The 17,176-nt window shown below is 72.9% G+C and carries 16 protein-coding genes; 10 read left to right on the top strand and 6 right to left on the bottom strand.

The window, feature by feature from the left end; genetic code table 11:
* Nucleotides 1-87 precede the first annotated feature (87 nt).
* Nucleotides 88-1,617 carry an alpha/beta fold hydrolase gene (locus tag AB0K05_RS07125; RefSeq protein WP_271278148.1) on the top strand — a complete coding sequence of 510 codons (1,530 nt, stop codon included), beginning with the start codon at nt 88-90 and terminating at the stop codon, nt 1,615-1,617.
* On the opposite strand, the gene AB0K05_RS07120 is transcribed toward AB0K05_RS07125, so the two are convergent.
* Nucleotides 1,598-3,001: an FAD-binding oxidoreductase gene (locus tag AB0K05_RS07120; RefSeq protein WP_271278147.1), complete on the bottom strand. Its 1,404-nt coding sequence runs from the start codon at nt 2,999-3,001 to the stop codon at nt 1,598-1,600. The genes AB0K05_RS07125 and AB0K05_RS07120 overlap by 20 nt on opposite strands.
* A gap of 110 nt (nt 3,002-3,111) precedes the next feature.
* On the opposite strand from AB0K05_RS07120, the gene AB0K05_RS07115 reads away from it, so the two are divergent.
* The 7 genes from AB0K05_RS07115 to AB0K05_RS07085 all read left to right on the top strand — a co-directional run bounded on the left by AB0K05_RS07115 (nt 3,112) and on the right by AB0K05_RS07085 (nt 10,295).
* Complete coding sequence (locus AB0K05_RS07115; protein WP_271278146.1) at nt 3,112-3,711, top strand: 4'-phosphopantetheinyl transferase superfamily protein; 600 nt, start codon at nt 3,112-3,114, stop codon at nt 3,709-3,711.
* A gap of 70 nt (nt 3,712-3,781) precedes the next feature.
* Nucleotides 3,782-4,240 carry a MarR family transcriptional regulator gene (locus AB0K05_RS07110; protein ID WP_148032570.1) on the top strand — a complete coding sequence of 153 codons (459 nt, stop codon included), beginning with the start codon at nt 3,782-3,784 and terminating at the stop codon, nt 4,238-4,240.
* A 59-nt stretch (nt 4,241-4,299) separates the two neighbouring features.
* Complete coding sequence (locus tag AB0K05_RS07105; protein WP_271278145.1) at nt 4,300-4,950, top strand: LppX_LprAFG lipoprotein; 651 nt, start codon at nt 4,300-4,302, stop codon at nt 4,948-4,950.
* Nucleotides 4,947-6,476: an MFS transporter gene (locus AB0K05_RS07100; RefSeq protein WP_271278144.1), complete on the top strand. Its 1,530-nt coding sequence runs from the start codon at nt 4,947-4,949 to the stop codon at nt 6,474-6,476. Before AB0K05_RS07105 ends, AB0K05_RS07100 begins: the two co-directional genes overlap by 4 nt.
* A 67-nt stretch (nt 6,477-6,543) precedes the next feature.
* Nucleotides 6,544-7,632, top strand: a complete 1,089-nt coding sequence (locus AB0K05_RS07095) for a GNAT family N-acetyltransferase (RefSeq protein ID WP_271278143.1) — start codon at nt 6,544-6,546, stop codon at nt 7,630-7,632.
* A gap of 79 nt (nt 7,633-7,711) precedes the next feature.
* On the top strand, nt 7,712-8,980 hold the full coding sequence (locus tag AB0K05_RS07090) for a DegT/DnrJ/EryC1/StrS family aminotransferase (protein ID WP_364227342.1): 1,269 nt from the start codon (nt 7,712-7,714) through the stop codon (nt 8,978-8,980).
* On the top strand, nt 8,970-10,295 hold the full coding sequence (locus tag AB0K05_RS07085) for a teichoic acid transporter (RefSeq protein WP_148032574.1): 1,326 nt from the start codon (nt 8,970-8,972) through the stop codon (nt 10,293-10,295). The genes AB0K05_RS07090 and AB0K05_RS07085 overlap by 11 nt, the downstream gene beginning before the upstream one ends.
* Nucleotides 10,296-10,332: 37 nt before the next feature.
* On the opposite strand, the gene aspS is transcribed toward AB0K05_RS07085, so the two are convergent.
* From aspS to AB0K05_RS07060, 5 genes are all read right to left on the bottom strand, one after another.
* Nucleotides 10,333-11,595: an aspartate--tRNA(Asn) ligase gene (gene aspS / locus AB0K05_RS07080; protein WP_364227339.1), complete on the bottom strand. Its 1,263-nt coding sequence runs from the start codon at nt 11,593-11,595 to the stop codon at nt 10,333-10,335.
* Between the two features lie 261 nt (nt 11,596-11,856).
* A complete protein-coding gene (gene der, locus AB0K05_RS07075) occupies nt 11,857-13,251 on the bottom strand; it encodes a ribosome biogenesis GTPase Der (RefSeq protein WP_148032576.1) in 1,395 nt (464 codons plus the stop codon).
* A gap of 30 nt (nt 13,252-13,281) precedes the next feature.
* Complete coding sequence (gene cmk, locus AB0K05_RS07070) at nt 13,282-13,938, bottom strand: (d)CMP kinase (RefSeq protein ID WP_364227335.1); 657 nt, start codon at nt 13,936-13,938, stop codon at nt 13,282-13,284.
* 70 nt (nt 13,939-14,008) lie between these two features.
* Nucleotides 14,009-15,370, bottom strand: a complete 1,362-nt coding sequence (locus AB0K05_RS07065; RefSeq protein WP_148032577.1) for a carotenoid oxygenase family protein — start codon at nt 15,368-15,370, stop codon at nt 14,009-14,011.
* Entirely contained in the window at nt 15,367-15,993 is a 627-nt protein-coding gene (locus AB0K05_RS07060; protein WP_148032578.1) for a TetR/AcrR family transcriptional regulator, read from the bottom strand. The genes AB0K05_RS07065 and AB0K05_RS07060 overlap by 4 nt, the downstream gene beginning before the upstream one ends.
* A gap of 105 nt (nt 15,994-16,098) precedes the next feature.
* Here AB0K05_RS07060 and AB0K05_RS07055 point away from each other — a divergent pair, with 105 nt between their 5' ends.
* Together AB0K05_RS07055 and AB0K05_RS07050 are read left to right on the top strand one after the other, a co-directional pair.
* Entirely contained in the window at nt 16,099-16,947 is an 849-nt protein-coding gene (locus AB0K05_RS07055; protein ID WP_364227332.1) for a glycosyltransferase, read from the top strand.
* 20 nt (nt 16,948-16,967) lie between these two features.
* Nucleotides 16,968-17,162: a DUF2795 domain-containing protein gene (locus AB0K05_RS07050; RefSeq protein ID WP_148032579.1), complete on the top strand. Its 195-nt coding sequence runs from the start codon at nt 16,968-16,970 to the stop codon at nt 17,160-17,162.
* Nucleotides 17,163-17,176: the final 14 nt, after the last annotated feature.

Below are 17,176 nucleotides of genomic sequence, written 5' to 3'. Positions count from 1 at the left end.
AGGACGACGCGAAGACCGTACTCAGGATCGATGGCGCCGCCGGCGGGCCCGTCCGACGATCGGGTCCCACCGACGATTGGACGCGTCATGCGAAGATCTGTCCTGATCCTCAGCCTCGTCATCGCCGCGGTCCTCCCCCTCGTGCCCGTCTTACCGGCCGGCGCCTCGGGCGGGATCGCGTGGACCCCCTGTCCCGAAGCGCCGGAGGTCGAGTGCGGCACGCTCGCCGTGCCCGTCGACTGGGACGACCCCGGCGGGCCGACGCTGGACCTGGCGCTGGCCCGCCGCAAGGCCAGCGATCCGGGTGCCCGCATCGGCTCGCTGGTGATCAACCCGGGCGGTCCCGGCGGCTCAGGGGTGGACGCCGTGATCACGAACCGGATCGCCTTCACCGCCGAGCTGACCAGCAGGTTCGACGTGGTCAGCTACGACCCGCGCGGGGTGCGCCGCAGCCACCCCGTCCGGTGCTCGCTGGAACTGGCCCTGCGGGCGCCCGACCCGCTCACCGCCGGCAGCCGGGCGGGCTTCGAGGCGCTCCTGGCCCACAACGAGCGCTACCGGCAGGACTGCCGGGCCCGCACCGGGCCGCTCTTCGACCACGTCGACACCGGCAGCGTCGTGCGGGACCTCGACGCGCTGCGCGCCGCGCTCGGCGACCGGAAGCTCACCGCCTACGGCCTCTCGTACGGGACGCTGATCACCCAGCTCTACGCCGAGCGCTACCCGCGCCGGGTGCGGGCGCTGGCGCTGGACAGCAACATGGACCACAGCCTGCGCACCCGCGCCTTCCTCGACACCGAGTCGCGGGCGGCGCAGGACTCCTTCGACGAGTTCGTCTCCTGGTGCGGCCGGACGGAGTCCTGCGCGCTGCACGGCAGGGACGTGCGGGCCGTCTGGGCGGAGCTGCTGGAGCGCGCCGGGCGGGGCGAGCTGACCTTCCCCGGCGAGCCGGGCGTGCCGCTCTCCAGGACGACGCTGATCAGGCAGGCGTTCGGCGCGTTCTACGGGCCGGACTACTCCGGGCTGGCCCGGTTCCTGGTGGCGCTGGAGACCGGCGGGCCCGCCGAGCGGCTCCTGGCCGCGGCCCCGCAGGAGGAGACGGTCAACGACGCGTCGCGGGTCTTCTGTCTCGACTATCTGCTGCCGGTGCGCGACCATCGCGAGTACACCGCCCACCTGCGCCGGTCGGCGGAGATCGCGCCGGACATGCTGGTCAGCCCGCTCGCGTACGGCATGCTGGCGGCCTGCGCCGGCACGCGGGCGCCGATCCCGAACCCGCAGCACCGGCTGCGCGTCGACGGCACGCCGCCGCTGCTGCTCGCCAACGCCCTGCACGACCCGGCCACCGCCTACGCGTGGGCCACCGCCGCCGCGCGGCAGATCGGGCGCGAGGCCCGGCTGCTCACCTACGAGGGCTGGGGGCACGGCGTGTACGGCATGGGCGACTGCGCGACGGCGGTCTTCGACCGCTACCTGGTCGATCTGGAGATCCCGGCCGAGGGCGCCCGCTGCCCGGCGGTGCCGCCGTCGGAGGGCACGGCCACCCTGCGCGACGCGCCGCCGGACACTCCGTTCCCCGGCACCCCGGGCTATCTCCTCAGCCGGTGGCGGGCCTGATGTTCTGGTTGAGTCGGAAGACGTTGTCGGGGTCGTACTCGGCCTTGATCGCGGCCAGCCGGGCGTACTTCTCCTCGCCGTAGGAAGCCCGCACGCGGTCCTCGTCCTGGTCGGTGAGGAAGTTCACGTACGCGCCGGTGCCCCGGGAGTACGGGAGCAGCGCCGACCAGGCGTCGCGGGCCCACGTCCTCTCCTGTTCCAAGGCGTCCGCCGTGGGTGTGAGCGCCATGACGGACAGCGTGTAGTGCGGCTCGCGGCTGCCGCCGAAGGCGGTGGCGTCGTCCGGGATCGCGCTGAAGGCGCCGTCGAGGCGGAACGCCGGTACGAACGACATCGGCGACCCCTTGAGCGCCGCCTGCTCGCAGAGCGTGGCGATCGCGCCCGTCCCGAGCGACGGCAGGTCGAGCGCCTTCTCGTAGGCGGGCGTTCCCCAGGGCACGGTGTCGTCCAGCAGCGACTGGAGCTGCGGGTACGACATCGGCGCGGCGAACGAGAACAGCGGCGGCAGCGCCCGCGTGATCGGCTCCAGCACCGAGGCATGATGCCGGGGCGAGCCGAACCCGGCCACGATGAGCGCGTGCCCCTGCCGCAGGCGGTGCTCCTCGGGGACGAACGGGGCGGGCGGCGCGCTCATCCCGAAGGCGATCAGCACGCCGACGTGTTCCGGCAGGCTCCGCACGGCCTGGTCGATCGTCTCGATCGCCTCGGGGCCCCGCTCCGCCTCCCAGAACAGGATCCCCACCTGCACCTCGGGCCCGACCGGGTGCAGCCGGAAGGCGAAGGAGGTGACGACGCCGAAGTTGCCGCCGCCGCCTCGCAGCGCCCAGAACAGGTCGGGGTGCTCGCGGGCGGAGGCGTGCACCTGCTGCCCGTCGGCGAGCACGACGTCGGCCGACTCCAGGTTGTCCACGGTCAGTCCGTGGTCGTGGCTCAGCCAGCCGAAGCCGCCGCCGAGCGTCAGCCCGCCGACGCCGGTGTGGCTGATCGTGCCGCCGGGCGTGGCCAGCCCGTACACGTGGGTGGCCGCGTCGAGATCGGCCCAGGTCGCGCCGCCGCCGCAGGACGCCCACCGGCTGGCGGCGTCGACCTCGATCTGCCGCAGCGCGCTGAGGTCGAGCATGACTCCGCCGTCGGTCACGGCCAGGCCGCCGAAGCCGTGGCCGCCGCCGCGCACGGAGATCTCCAGGTCCTCCTGCCGGGCGTAGGCGATAGCCGCCTCAGCGTCGTCGGGCCCGCCGCACCGGACGATCACGCCGGGGTGGCGGTCGACGGCGCCGTTCCAGATCTTCCGCATGCTCTCGTAGCCGTCGTCCTTCGGGGAGACCACACGCCCGGCGCATCTCTCGCGCAGTCCTTCGAGCCCGCTTCTGATGAGCTGAACCATGTCGCACTCCCAGGGCGCGCTATAGGCGAACCTCAATTAATCGTAGGTTTCGCCGGATTTGTGGTTGGTTGGCGGATGGGCAAATCCGGGTCACGGTGTACGTTGCGGACATGGCGCTGGTGATGGGCGGTCGGCCTGACGAGGTGGACGCCCCGGTGACGTTGCTGACCTCCGCCGAACGGGAGCGGGCCGCGCGGTTCCGGCACGAGGCCGACCGCCACGCCTTCGTCGCCGCCCACCTGCTGGTCCGCCTCTGCGCGGCCGAGCTCCTCGGCGTCGCCCCGCACCGGCTCACGCTGGCCCAGGTCTGCCACGTGCACGGCCCTGGCCACGGCAGGCCGTACCTGGAGGAGGCCCCGGCGGTGGGCGTCAGCCTGAGCCACACGCGCGGTTACGTGTGCGCGGCCGCCGGTCACGGCCGCGTCGGCGTCGACGCCGAGCGGGTGCCGCCCGGCCCGCTCGACCGCATGCTCGCCGGGATGGCGCTCACGCCCCGCGAGCGGAAGGATGCCGGCGGCAACGAGGACCTGATCCGGGTGTGGGCGCGCAAGGAAGCGCTGATCAAGCGGGGCGAGCTGACCCTCGACGAGCTGTCCGCCCGCGACGGCGACTGGGCGGGCCGGCATCTGCTGGAGTGGCGGGCGGAGCCGGACATCCTGGTGGCCGCCATCACCGACACCCCTGCCAGGAGAGCCGCCATCCCCGGTTAACCTTGATACGAGTCCCACAGGCGGCGCCACCGTCGTGGCCGGCCGCCGGACGTGTCCCGGATAGGAGATCATGAGCGCGCCTCGCTGGCTTTCCCCCGCTGAGCAGCGTGCCTGGCGAACCCACCTGGCGCTGCACAAGCTCCTCATGCACCGCCTGGACCGGGAGCTGCAGGAACACGCGCTGTCGCTGAACGACTACGAGATCCTGGTCAACCTCTCGGAGAGCCCTGGCCGGCGGATGCGCATGAGCGATCTGGCCGACGCGACGATCCAGTCCCGCAGCCGCCTCTCCCACCAGATCTCCCGGATGGAGGCCAAGGGGCTGGTCGTCCGCGAGGACTGCCGCGACGACCGGCGCGGCACCTTCGCGGTGCTGACCGACGAGGGCTGGGACACCATCCAGCGGGTGGCGCCCGTCCACGTCTCCGGCGTCCGCGAACACTTCGTCGACCGGCTGACCGACGACCAGCTCGGCGAGCTGGAGGGGGCCTTCGCGCCGATCGTGGAGCATCTGAAGAAGCTGCGCTGACACCCAACCGATACCGGCGGCGCGCGCGGCGCGCGCCACCGCTCGCTACGATCCGCTTCATGCTGAGAAAGCTGCTCCTCGTCCTCCTCGTCGCGGGCCTCACGGCCTGCTCGTCCGGCGGTGGCGAGGAGCTGCCCGCGGGGCCCGACCTGATGAAGAAGGCCGCGGCGGCCATGCGGTCGGTGAAGTCGGCGGCGTTCTCGATCGCCACGGACGGCAAGCCGAACGTCCCGGTCAAGAAGGCCGACGGCCGGCTGACGGCGCAGGGCGACGCCGACGGCACCATCACCCTGGAGGTGTTCGGCAGCCTCCAGGAGATCACGTTCGCGCTGATCGGCGACACCGTCCACTTCAAGGGCCCGACCGGCGGCTTCCAGAAGCTCACCCGGCGGGAGCTGGCCCAGCTGTACGATCCCTCGCTGATCCTCGACCCCGCCAAGGGCATCGCCCAGCTGCTCGAATCCGCCTCCGACCCGCTGGTCCAGGCGGAGGAGGGCGGCGCCTACCGGGTGGCGACCGGGTTCTCCGAGCAGACGCTCGGCACGCTCGTGCCGGGGGTCACCCAGCCCGTCAACGGCACGGTCTGGGTCGACAAGGCCACCAGCAGGCTCACCAAGGTCGAGCTGCCGCTGCAGGGCGGCAGCGTGAGCGTGACGCTGGCCGACTACGACGCGCCGGTGACGATCACGCCGCCCCCGTCGGCCGGATGAGGCGCGCGCGCCGGGTCGCGCTCGGCGTCGGCGGCGCGGTGGTGCTGCTGGCCGCGCTCGACGCGTACGTCGTGGTGACCGTCCTCATCGACATCGCCACCGACCTCGGCATCCCGCTGAACCGGCTGGAGCGGGCCACACCCGTGGTGACGGGCTTCCTGCTCGGCTACGTGGCGGCGATGCCGCTGCTCGGGCAGCTGTCCGACCGCTACGGCAGACGGCCGCTGATCCACGCCTGCCTGGCGGCGTTCGCGGCCGGCTCGGTGCTGACGGCGCTGGCGTCGTCCGAGATCATGGTGGTGTCGGGCCGGACCGTCCAGGGGATCGCCGGAGGGGCGCTGCTGCCCATCACCATGGCGCTCATCGGCGACCTGTGGGGCGAGCGCGAGCGGCCGGTGGCGCTGGGAGCGGTCGGCGCGGCCCAGGAGCTCGGCAGCGCGCTCGGGCCCGTGTACGGCGGGGTGCTGGCGCTGATCCCGAGCTTCGCGGTGCTCGGGGTGGAGCTGGGCGACTGGCACGCCATCTTCTGGATCAACCTCCCCCTGGCGCTCGCCGCCGCCCTCGCCGTCCAGTGGGGCATCCCCGCCGGGAGCGGCGCGGGCGTGCCGCCGGAGGCTCCCGTGAAGGTGCGGGTGGACTGGGTCGGGGGCGGGTTACTCGCGCTGGCGCTGGGGCTGCTGGTGGTGGGGTTGTACAACCCGGACCCGGCCGCGGCCGTGCTGCCCGCCTGGGGCCCGCCGTTGATCGGGGCGGGCACGCTGGTGGGGGCGGCGTTCGTCTGGTGGGAGATCCGCTCGCCCGTACGGTTGCTCGATCTCACGGGCGTGCCCAAGGGCCCGCTGCTGTCCACCCTGGGCGTGAGCTTCCTGACCGGGGCGGCGCTGCTGGTGACGATGGTGTTCGTGCAGTTCACCGCCCAGACGCTGCTCGGCCTGGAGGCGCTGGAGGCGGCGCTGGTGCTGGGCCGGTTCCTGATCGCGCTGCCGGTGGGGGCGCTGCTGGGCGGGCTGCTGACGCGGCGGTCCGGCGGCCGCGTGGTCACCGCGGCGGGCCTGCTGGTGGCCGCCGCCGGCTACGGGCTGATGAGCCGATGGCCGCTGGAGCTGGCGGACGCCCGGCTGATGATGGACGCCACGCTGGTGGTGGCGGGCCTGGGCGTGGGCCTGGTGATCGCGCCGGTGTCGGCGGCGGCGCTGCGGGTGACCCGGCCGGCGCAGCACGGCGTGGCGTCGGCGGCGGTCGTGGTGGCCAGGATGATGGGCATGCTGATCGGCATCGCCGCCGTCTCGGCCTGGGGTTTCTACCGCTTCCAGTCGCTGACCGCGCACCTCGACACGCCGGTGCCGTTCGGCGTCGAACCCGCCGAGTACGCCCGGCGGCTCGCCGAGTACACGGCCCAGGTGCGGGGCGCGCTGCACGTCGAGTACACCGAGATGTTCCTCGTGACGGCGTTCATCTGCCTGCTCGGCGCGGCGCTGGCGTGGTTCATGCCGCGTCGCTCCACAACACGCTCAACGCTCGTATAACTCCCACTCCTGGAGCATCGACCGGGACTACGCTGTTCCTCCTCACATCGAGAAGCAGGGGGCGAGCGTGTATGAGATCGGTGTTCTGCGTCCGCGCGAACTGGGGACGTCGGAGATCGACGCCTGGCGGGAGATGCAACGGGAGCAGCCGCATCTGGACAACCCGTTCCTGAGCCCTGATTTCGCCCTGGTGATGGGCGAGGTCAGCGACCGGGTCCGGGTCGCGGTGATCCGCGACGGTGACGGCATCGCCGGATTCCTCCCGTACGAGGAACGTTCCGGCGTCGGGGCTGCCGTCGGCGCGTGGGTGTCGCTGTGCCAGGGGGTGGTGCACCGGCCTGGCGCCGTGTTCGAGGCGGGCAGGCTGCTGCGGGCGTGCGGGCTGCACGTGTGGGAGTTCGGCTGCCTGGTGCGGGACCAGCCGTGGTTCGCCCCGTACGTGACTCTGACGCAGGACGCGGTCGTGCTCGATCTGACCGAGGGCTACCAGGCCTATTTGAAAGGGCTGCGCGAACGGTCGCCGAAGTTCCTCAAGACGACCCAGTACAAGGAGCGCAAGCTCGGCCGCGACGCGGGCGAGGTGACGTCCACGTTCGCGGTGAGCCCCGGCGAGGTCGAGCAGTTCCGGCTGCTGCGCACGTGGAAGTCGGGGCAGTACGCGCGCAGCGGCCGCGCCGACCGGTTCGCCCGGCCGTGGGTGGTGGAGCTGGTGGAGCGGCTGCACGCCATCGACTCCAAGGACTTCGGCGGCGTGCTGTCGATGCTGTACGCGGACGGCACGCCGGTCGCCGGCCACTTCGGGCTGCGCAGCCGCTCGACGCTGGTCGGCTGGTTCCCCGCGTACGATCCGGAGTTCGCCAAATACTCCCCCGGGCTGATCCAGCATCTGCGGATGGCCGAGGCGGCGGCGGAGGCCGGGCTGGACGCGATCGACCTGAGCGTGGGCGCCGGCTACGAGTACAAGGACGCGCTCGCCAGCAGGACCGTTCCGGTGGCCGAGGGCGTGGTGCGGCGGCGGACGGCGCGGGCGGGCCTCCACTGGGCGCGCACCGAGCCGGTGCGGCTGGCCCGCCGGGCCGTCCTCGGCACGCCCGCGCTGTACCGGCTGGCCGACCGGGTGCTGAAGAGCTACGGCAAGCGCCGGGTGACCTCGTGAGGTCCCCCGGCCGGCTCCGGCGAGCGCGGGGTCGCGTCGTGGAGGCCGGCCGGACCCGCGACCCGCGCCGGACGGCGTCATGAGGACGACCGAGCTGGAGGCCCGGATGGGCGAGCGGCTCGGGCAGGGCTGCCTGCACGTGCCGTCGGCCCGGTTCGGGCTGCTGCTGGCGCTGCGCCACTGGTTCCGGCCCGGCGACCGGGTGCTGATCGCGCCGACGAACTGCGAGACCGTGCTCTTCGTCGCGCTGGCCGCGGGGCTGACGCCGGTGATGGCGCCGGTCTCGGCCCGTGACGGCAACATCGACGTCGACCGGGTCGACTGGTCCGGGCTGGCGGGCGTGCTCACCACGCATCTTTACGGGGTGCCGGACCGGGTGGCCCGGCTGCGCGCCGCGTGCGACCGGCACGGGCTGGTGCTGGTGGACGACGCCGCGCACGCCTTCCAGACGGAGGCCGACGGCCGGCCGGCCGGGCTGTGGGGCGAGGCCGGGGTGTTCAGCCTGGCCAAGCACGGGCGGGCGATGTCCGGCGGTTTCCTGACGGCCGCCGATCCGGCCGCGCTGCGGGAGCTGGCCGCGGCCCGCGAGGAGCTGCTGCTGCCCGGCCCGGCGCGGGCCCAGGTGTCGGCCGTGCTGCGGCCGCTGCTGCGGGAGGCGGTCTACCGGACCGGGCTGGTGCGGCCGGTGTGGCACACGCTCAAGCGGCTCGGCCTCATGACGTGGACCGGCCATCGCTACCCGACCACCGCCGGCGAGGTGGCCAAGGCGGCGGGCGACCTGGACGCGATGGACCCGTGGCTCCGCATCGACCTGGACGACTGGCGGATGCGCCCCGGCCGCGCCCTGCTGCGCCTGCACCGTTCCCGGATCCGCGCCATCGGGCGCGAGCGGGAGCGCAGGCTGGCCGGGGTCGCGGCGCTGCGCGCCACCCCGTGGGCCGCGCCGGGGGTGACGGACGCGCCGGTGCGGCCGCTGCTGCGGGTCCCGCTGCTCGTGGCCGACCGCGACCGGGTGGTGGCCGCGCTGGAGTCGCACGGCGTGGTGCCGGGCTTCGTGTACGACCCGCCCCTCGACGACTACCTGACCACGATCCTGCCCGCCGACCCGCTCGATGCCCACCCCTCGATTCCCCCCGCCGGCCCGCTCGACGGCGACCGCCCGATCCCCACCGCCGACCGGCTCGATGCCGACCGGCTGTTCCCCACCGGTCCCACGCCCGGTGTCGCGCGCTGGTGGACGGGGCACGTGCTGCCCGCCGACCCGCTCGACGCCGGTCGCCTGATCCCGTTGCTGGAGCGGCTGGGTGTCCAGCCGCCGCTGGAAGGACCGCCTCCTGATGACGAGTGACACAGGGGCGGTCCCGCGCCGGACCGGGCTGGTCGCCCGGCTCCGCACCGACCTGCGCGACCCGCTCTTCCTTCAGGGCTACGCCCTCATGGTCAACACCGCGGTCACGGCGCTGCTCGGGCTGGGCTACTGGTTCCTGGCCGTGCGGCTGTACGACCCGGCCGCGTTCGGCCAGGGCCAGCTCATGATCACAGCGATGCGGCTGTTCTCCTCGCTCGTCGGGCTGGCGTTCGTGGGGGTGATGGCCCGGTTCATCCCGGTGTCGGGGCGCGGCACGGGCGGGCTGGTGCTGCGCGGCTACGGGGTGGCCGGCATCACGGCGGTGCTGGCGGCGCTCGGGTTCCTGCTGACGCTGCCGTTGTGGGGGCCCGCCTACGGGGAGCTGGCCGGGTTCGTGCCCGCGGTGGTGTTCCTGGCGTCGGTGCTGGTGTGGACGATCTTCACCTTGCAGGACGTGGTGCTCGCCGGGCTTCGGCAGGCCGTCTGGGTGCCGGTCAACAGCACGGTGTTCGGGCTGGCCAAGATGGTGCTGCTGGTCGTGCTGGCCGGGGCCCTGCCGGTGGGCGGGCTGTACGGCGGGATCTTCGTCTCGTGGATGGTGCCCACGGCGCTCGCCCTCATCCCTGTCACCTTGCTGATCTTCAAGGTGGCGGTGCCCCGGCACGTGGCCCGCACGGGCGCGAACGCCACCCCGCCGCGGCTGCGGGAGATCGGCCGGTTCGTGGCCGGCGACTTCTCCGGCACCCTGTCCACGCTGCTCGTGCTCTACCTGGTGCCGGTCATGGTGGGCGCCTGGCTCAACGACGCCGAGCTGTTCGGCTACTTCTCCATCGCCCACACGCTCGGCTGCATGATGGGGCTGCTGGCGGCCAACATGGCGGTCTCGCTGACCGTCGAGGGCTCTCTCGACGCCGGGCGGCTGGCGCGGAGCACCCGCGACGCGCTGCGCCGCACCTTCCTGATCGTCGGGCCGGTGGTGGCCGTCGTGGTGGCCGGGGCGCCGCTGATCCTGCGGGTGTTCGGGCCCGAGCTGGCCGAGGCCGGCACGCCGCTGCTGCGGCTGATGGCCGTCGGGGTGCTGCCGATGGCGCTGGTGGAGATCCGGCTCGGCACGCTGCGGGCCCGCAGCGAGGCCAGGAAGCTGGCCACCGTGCAGATCGGCATGACGCTGCTGGTGTTCGCCACCGTGATCGCGCTGTTCCCGGTGGCGGGCGTCACCGGCGTCGGCTACGCCCTGCTGATCAGCCAGACGGTGACCGGGCTGTGCGTGCTGCCCGGCCTGCGCAAGGTGCTGGCGCTCCCCCGTACCGGCTGACCCGCCGTCCGGGGAGCCCGGACGGCGGGCCGGGCTGCTACGGCGTGAGGCGGTGCAGGTCGCGCGGGAACGCGGTGACCTGGCGGATGTTCGCCGCGCCCGTCAGGCGCGCCGTCCACCGCTCCAGCCCGATGGCGAACCCGCCGTGCGGGGGCATCCCGTACGCGAACGTCCGCAGATATCCCTCGTACGGCTCCGCGCTCTCACCGCGGGCGGCCAGCGCGTCCAGGTAGTCCTGATGGCGGTGCAGCCGCTGCCCGCCGGTCACCAGCTCCAGCCCGCGGAAGAGCAGGTCGAAGCCGTTGGAGTAGCCGGGCCTGCCGGGGTCGGGATGGGTGTAGAAGGGCCGTTTGGCCATCGGGTAGCCGGTGACAAACAGGAACTCCGAGCCGTGCTCCTTCAGCGCCCACTCCGACAGCCACCGCTCCTGGGCGGGTGAGAGGTCGGGCTCGTCCTCGCCCGTCATCCGCTGCGCCTCGGTGAAGTGGATCGCCGGGATCTCGTCGGGCACCCCCGGCAGCTCGGCGCCGAGCAGGTCCACGGCCGGGGCGGCGCGCTCGCGTACCGACTCCAGCATGCCCGCCACGGCCTCGCGCAGCACCGCCATCACGTCCCGGTGGTCGCGGACGAAGCCCAGCTCGGCGTCGAGGCTGGTGTACTGGGCCAGGTGGCGTACGGTGTCGTGCGGCTCGGCCCGGAAGACCGGCCCCACCTCGTACACCCGCTCGAACACGCCCACCATCGCCTGCTTGTAGAACTGCGGCGACTGGGCGAGGTAGGCGGGCCGGCCGAAGTAGTCGATGCCGAAGACGTTCGCGCCGGACTCGGTGGCCGACGCGACGATCTTCGGGGTGTGCACCTCGGTGAACCCGAGCCGGTCCAGCGCGGCGCGGAACCCCGCCACGCTCGCGGCCGAGATCTCCAGCGGCGCCCGCAGCGCCGGATGGCGCAGGGCGGCGGGCGCGTGGTCGAGCACCGTCGGCAGCGTCGCCGCCACCACGGGCCTGAACAGGTCGAACGGCGGAGGCTCGACCGGCCATGACAGCAGCTCGATCTCCGGCTCGGTCAGCTCGGCGCCGCCCGGCGCCTGCGGGTTGACGGTCACCCTGCCGGTGACCTGGACGACGCTCTCCTCGGCGGGCAGGTCGCCCGCGGTGACCGCCTGGGCCAGCCCTGAGCGGTCCCTGACGACGAGGAAGGACACGGATTTCAGCAGCCGGCGGCGATGGACCCAACCGGCGATCGTCACTCGTTGCCCGGCGTGCTCGGCGAGCTCGGCGGACAGGACACGAGAGATCATGACAGCTCCTGGTGAAGAAGGTGTATGACCCCTTGGGAGTGCGGGGGAGAAGGGAGCTCCCGGTGCCACCGCACTTTCGCCGCCCGGGAACGGGCGGCCTCTCGGACCCTGTGACGGGGGTCAGGCCGGCGGGGCATTTCCTCCCCGCACTCAGGAGTGTCTTCACCGGGGGCGCGGGACCGCCTTCACAGCACCGGCGGCTCTCTCGGCCCGCGTGGACCCCGGCTACTCGTCTCCGTCGACGCGTTGCCGACGATGGTATCAGCGATCCCTTTTCTGGCGCTTCTCCCTGATCTTCATCGTGACCTCGATCGGCGAGCCGGCGAAGCCGAACTCCTCGCGCAGCCGCCGCTCGATGAAGCGCCGGTAGGTGTCTTCCAGCCAGCCGGAGGTGAACAGCACGAACTTGGGCGGCTCGATCGACGCCTGGGTGGCGAACAGGATCTTCGGCTGCTTGCCGCCGCGCACCGGGGGCGGCGTCTGCTGCACCAGCTCGGTCAGGAACGCGTTCAGCCGGGACGTCGGCACCCGGGTCGCCCAGGACTCCAGCGCCCGCTCCAGGGCCGGCACCAGCCGGTCGACGTGGCGGCCGGTCTTGGCGGAGATGTTGACCCGCAGCGCCCACGGGGTGCGGACGAGCTGCCGGTCGATCTCCTTCTCCAGGTAGTAGCGGCGGTCCTCGTCGACGAGGTCCCACTTGTTGAACGCGACCACCATGGCCCGGCCGGACTCGATCACCAGGCCGATGATGCGCAGGTCCTGCTCGGTGAGGGGCTCGCTGGCGTCGATGAGCACGACCGCCACCTCCGAGCGCTCCAGCGCGGAGCGGGTGCGCATGGCGGCGTAGAAGTCGGCGCCCTGCAGCTCGCGGTCGCGCCGCCGGATGCCGGCCGTGTCGACGAACCGCCAGGTGCGGCCGCCCAGCTCGATCAGCTCGTCGACGGGGTCGCGGGTGGTGCCGGCCATCGGGTCGACCAGCACCCGCTCCTCCCCCGCCAGCTTGTTGAGCAGGGAGGACTTGCCGACGTTGGGCTTGCCGAGCAGCGCCACCCGGTAGGGGCCGCGCTCGTCGGCGAAGCGCTCGCGGGGGGTCTCGGGCAGCGCGTCGAGCACCACGTCGAGCAGGTCGCCGCTGGCGCGGCCGTGCAGCGCGGAGACGGGGTAGGGCTCGCCGAGGCCGAGCGACCACAGCGCGGCGGCCTCCAGCTCGACCTGCTGGTTGTCGACCTTGTTGGCGGCCAGGATCACCGGCTTGCCCGACTGGCGCAGCACGGAGCCGACGATCTCGTCGGCGTCGGTGGCGCCCACGGTCGCGTCGACCACGAACACGATCACGTCGGCCAGCTCGGTCGCGACCTGCGCCTGCTCGGCGATGCGCAGGCCCATGCCGGTGGCGTCAGGGTCCCACCCGCCGGTGTCGACCACGGTGAAGCGGCGGCCGCGCCAGTTGGCCTCGTAGGTCACCCGGTCGCGGGTCACCCCCGGCACGTCCTCCACGACCGCCTCCCGGCGGCCGATGATGCGGTTGACCAGCGTGGACTTGCCGACGTTCGGCCGCCCGACGATGGCCACGACCGGCAGCGGCGTGCTATCGCCGACGTCGCCGGAAACCTCGAGATCGTCGAGCTCAGCCTCGACCCAATCCCCCGTAGACATGGTGTCTCATCCTTAAGAGTCCCGCACCGCTCAGGTGCGCTCCTTGACCAGTCTCAACACCTCCGCGATCACCTCGTCGAGGTTGAGCGCGGTGGTGTCGAGCTCGACGGCGCCATCCGCCATCGAGAGTGGATCCGTCTTGCGTGTCGAGTCGAGGGTGTCGCGCCTGGCCAGGGCCGCCTGCTGCGCCTCCGCCGTGGTGCCGGTCAGCTCCGCCGACCGGCGCTGGGCGCGGGCCTCGGGGCTGGCCGTCAGGTAGATCTTGACGGGGGCGTCGGGGGCGACGACGGTGCCGATGTCGCGGCCCTCGACCACGATGTCGCCGGCGCCGATGATCTCCCGCTGGAGGGCGACGAGCCTGGCCCGCACCTCGGGCACCGCCGCCACGGCGGAGACCGCCGAGGTGACCTCGTCCTCCCGGATCGGCCCCGCCACGTCGACGGCGCCGACGTGGATGGCGGGGCTGTCGGGGTCGGTGCCGGAGACGATCTCAGGCTCGCCGCAGCGGGCCGCGATCGTGGCGGAGTCGGCGAGGTCGACGCCCTGCCGGAGGATCCACCAGGTCATCGCCCGGTATTGCGCTCCGGTGTCCAGGTAGCGCAGACCCAGCGCGCGGGCCACCCCGCGCGACGCGCTCGACTTGCCCGACCCCGAAGGGCCGTCCATGGCGACGACCAAATCGGCCACGGCTCTCCCTCTTCACGTGTGCTGACCCAACCTCACGAGGTTACCGTCTCGCGCCACCGCGACGAGCCGGTCAGTCGGCGACCCAGCTCCCGTGGAAGCCCAGCGGAACCCTGACCGGCAGGTGGACGGTGGCCACCGGGTCGCCGGTGAAATCCTGCGCCGGCAGGATCACCAGGTCGGCCGCGCCTCTGTCCGGGTTGTTGACGAAGGTGAGCACGTACCCGTCGTCCTCCGCGTCGCCCGACGGCACGAACACCGGCTCGCCCACGTACGCGCCGCGCCCGAACTGGCGGGCCTGCTGCGTGCCCGCCGCCAGGTCGTGCTTGATCAGCGTGTTGTCGAACGCCTCGTCGGGCAGGTCCTCCAGCTCGGTGTCGTCGGGATAGACCACGTCGATCAGGTCGCGGGCCGCCGCGGTGTAGCCGTAGCGGTAGGGCCTGCCGGTCAGCCGCTCGTCCATGCGCGGGAACTCCTGCGCCCTGTCGTCCAGCCGCGTCTCGGTGAAGGTGCCGGCGACCGGGTCGACACGCCAGCGGTCGAGCGTCGGCGTGCCGCCCAGGTCGAGCCGGGCGTCGACGAACCGCTGCGGGTAACGCACCAGGTCGACCACCACCTGGTCGCCGTCGTCGTAGGCGTTGAGCGTGTGGAAGACCCAGCACGGCGGCACCTCCACCCAGCTCACCTCGCCGGTCGCCCGTGACAGCAGGCCGACCCTGGAGGCGTGGCCGGGGTTCCACGCGTACGGCAGCGAGGCGCCCTGCTCGGCGTGGGCCATGCTGAAGGTGACCGGCAGGTCGTAGATGACCACGTACTTCTCGGTGAGCGCGAAGTCGTGCAGCATGGGCGCGTCGGCGATCGGGATGTCCCTGGTCCGCACGACCGTGCCCTTGTCGTCGAGCACGATGTGCTGGTGGTGGTCCCAGCCGAAGAAGTACGCCATGGCGTGCAGCTCGCCGGTGGCGGGGTCGAGGTGGGTGTGCGCGGCGAACCCGCCGGGCAGGCCGCCGTCGAAGTCGCACGGGCCGATGGTGTCGAGTTCGTAGCTCATCTCGTACGGGAGCGCCCCGGCCTCGACGGTGGCCAGGGTGCGCCCGGCGATGCCGAGCACGTGGGTGTTGGGGGCGAAGTCCATGCCCTCGTGGGTGAGCGTGGAGCGCGGCTCCTCGCCGAGCCGCCGGGCCACGGCGGCGTTGCGCACCCACCGGTTGCGGTACCACTCGGCGCGGCCGTCGCGCAGCCGCACGCCGTGGATCATGCCTTCGCCGAGGAACAGGTGGGAGGCGGACGGGTCGTCCAGGCTCAGCGGGTTGGGGCCGTTGCGCAGGTAGCGGCCGTTCAGCTCGGCCGGGATCCGGCCGGTCACCTCCAGGTCGTAGGCGGTGATCTCCTCGGTGACGGGGGCGAAGCCGTCGCGGTACGGGTGGGACGTCATGGGGTGGTCCTCTCGTCTGGAACGAGGAAGGGATGCAGCACCGAGGTCCACAGCAGCCGGTAGCGGTGCCCGGCCTCGGCCCGGTCGAAGAAGCCGGAGAGCTCCAGGCTCACCGCGCCGTGCATGGCCATCCAGAGCACGTCGGCGATCTCCGCGGCGCCGCCGCCGCGCAGCCGCCCCTCGTCGAGGCAGCGCCGCACGCCGCCCACGAGCAGGCGGAACGTCCGCCGGGCGGCATCCCTGGCCGCCTCGTCGGGGATGTAGCCGGACAGGGCGCCCTGAAACATCAGCCGGTAGTACTCCGGCTCCTCCAGCGCGTACTCCCGGTAGGCGGCGACGCCGGCCCGCAGCCGCTCCAGCGGGTCGTCGTCGTGGGGCACCTCCAGCAGCCGCCGCTCGAACCGGGCGAAACCCTCCAGCCAGAGCGCCCGGCAGAGCCCGTCCTTGCCGCCGAACAGCGTGTAGATGACCTTGGTGGAGCAGCCGGCCTCGCCGGCGATGCGCCGCACGGTCAGCGCCGCGGGCCCCTCGCCGATCAGCAGGCTCTTGGCGGCGTCGAGGATCACTGCCCGCACGACGCCCTGCCCCTCCTGCTGGGCCTGCTGGTACGCGGTCACGCTCATGTTCGGTAACGCCGTTTCTTCTCGGTAACGCTGTTACCGTCTTTCTATCCCGGCTTCCCCGGCCCGTCAAGGCATGAGCGGACTCCCTCGGGAGAGAAGCCGTGCGTGAGAGCTGACAGCAAGGTGACGGTGGTGGTGGTGACCCGCGACCGCCTGCGCACGCTGCAGCGCTCGCTCCCCCGCCACCGCGGCCCGGTGATCCTGGTGGACAACGGTTCCACCGACGGCACCGCCGGGTTCGTCCGCCGTCACCACCCGCACGTCCAGGTCGTGGAGAACGGCCGCAACCTCGGCGCGCCCGCCCGCAACGTGGGCGTGCGGCTGGCGCGGACCCCGTACGTGGCCTTCGCCGACGACGACTCGTGGTGGGCGCCCGGGGCGCTGGAGCGCGCGGCCGGGCTCTTCGACGCCCACCCGCGCCTGGCCGTGCTCGGCGCGCGCGTGCTGGTGGGGCCCGAGGAGCGGCTCGACCCGGTCAGCGAGGAGATGCGCCGCTCGCCGCTGGGGGTCGCCGCCGACCTGCCCGGCCCGAGCGTGCTCGGTTTCCTGGCGTGCGGCGCGATGGTGCGCAGGGACGCCTTCCTGGAGGCCGGCGGCTTCGACGACGTGGTGTTCTTCTTCGGCGAGGAGGAGCGGCTGGCGCTGGACCTGGCCGCGCACGGCTGGGGTCTCGCCTACGCCGACGACGTGGTGGCGCACCACCACCCGACGCCTCCTCGCGACCCTGCGGCCCGGCAGGCCCTGGCGGCGCGCAACGCGCTGCTGACAGCCTTGCTGCGCCGTCCGTGGCCGGTGGTGGCCCGGCGGTCGCTGGACGCCCTGCGTCAAGGCAGGGCGGGCCGGCGCGGCCTGCTCGACGCCCTCCCCCGGCTGCGCCGCGCCCTGGCCCGGCGCGAGGCACTGCCGCCGGAGGTCGAACGAGCACGAAAAGCGCTTGATCGTTACAATCTGTGACTTTTGGGTAGCAATGGGTTATGACTACAGCACCGAACCCGATCCAGCTGCAGAAGCACCTCAAGGGTGTCGACTACCCGGCCTCCAAGGCCGACCTGCTGGAGGCCGCCCGCAAACACGGCGCCGACCAGGACACGATGCGCGCCCTGGAAGCCATGCCCGACCGCGAGTACGACGGCCCCAACGCCGTCAGCCAAGCGATCACCCGGCGCTGAACCACCAAGGGTCC

This window comes from Nonomuraea sp. NPDC049486 (genome assembly GCF_040676925.1).
Lineage (GTDB): Bacteria > Actinomycetota > Actinomycetes > Streptosporangiales > Streptosporangiaceae > Nonomuraea > Nonomuraea ferruginea.
Note: the sequence above shows the minus strand (reverse complement) of the source record. Positions and strands in the feature narration are given on the sequence as shown.

What these genes read in the sequence shown, in the direction of transcription:
- AB0K05_RS07125 (WP_271278148.1), top strand. Translation starts at nt 88, where the DNA reads ATGCGAAGATCTGTCCTGATCCTCAGCCTCGTCATCGCCGCGGTCCTC.
- AB0K05_RS07120 (WP_271278147.1), bottom strand. Translation starts at nt 3,001, where the DNA reads ATGGTTCAGCTCATCAGAAGCGGGCTCGAAGGACTGCGCGAGAGATGC.
- AB0K05_RS07115 (WP_271278146.1), top strand. Translation starts at nt 3,112, where the DNA reads ATGGCGCTGGTGATGGGCGGTCGGCCTGACGAGGTGGACGCCCCGGTG.
- AB0K05_RS07110 (WP_148032570.1), top strand. Translation starts at nt 3,782, where the DNA reads ATGAGCGCGCCTCGCTGGCTTTCCCCCGCTGAGCAGCGTGCCTGGCGA.
- AB0K05_RS07105 (WP_271278145.1), top strand. Translation starts at nt 4,300, where the DNA reads ATGCTGAGAAAGCTGCTCCTCGTCCTCCTCGTCGCGGGCCTCACGGCC.
- AB0K05_RS07100 (WP_271278144.1), top strand. Translation starts at nt 4,947, where the DNA reads ATGAGGCGCGCGCGCCGGGTCGCGCTCGGCGTCGGCGGCGCGGTGGTG.
- AB0K05_RS07090 (WP_364227342.1), top strand. Translation starts at nt 7,712, where the DNA reads ATGAGGACGACCGAGCTGGAGGCCCGGATGGGCGAGCGGCTCGGGCAG.
- AB0K05_RS07085 (WP_148032574.1), top strand. Translation starts at nt 8,970, where the DNA reads ATGACGAGTGACACAGGGGCGGTCCCGCGCCGGACCGGGCTGGTCGCC.
- aspS (WP_364227339.1), bottom strand. Translation starts at nt 11,595, where the DNA reads ATGATCTCTCGTGTCCTGTCCGCCGAGCTCGCCGAGCACGCCGGGCAA.
- der (WP_148032576.1), bottom strand. Translation starts at nt 13,251, where the DNA reads ATGTCTACGGGGGATTGGGTCGAGGCTGAGCTCGACGATCTCGAGGTT.
- AB0K05_RS07065 (WP_148032577.1), bottom strand. Translation starts at nt 15,370, where the DNA reads ATGACGTCCCACCCGTACCGCGACGGCTTCGCCCCCGTCACCGAGGAG.
- AB0K05_RS07060 (WP_148032578.1), bottom strand. Translation starts at nt 15,993, where the DNA reads ATGAGCGTGACCGCGTACCAGCAGGCCCAGCAGGAGGGGCAGGGCGTC.
- AB0K05_RS07050 (WP_148032579.1), top strand. Translation starts at nt 16,968, where the DNA reads ATGACTACAGCACCGAACCCGATCCAGCTGCAGAAGCACCTCAAGGGT.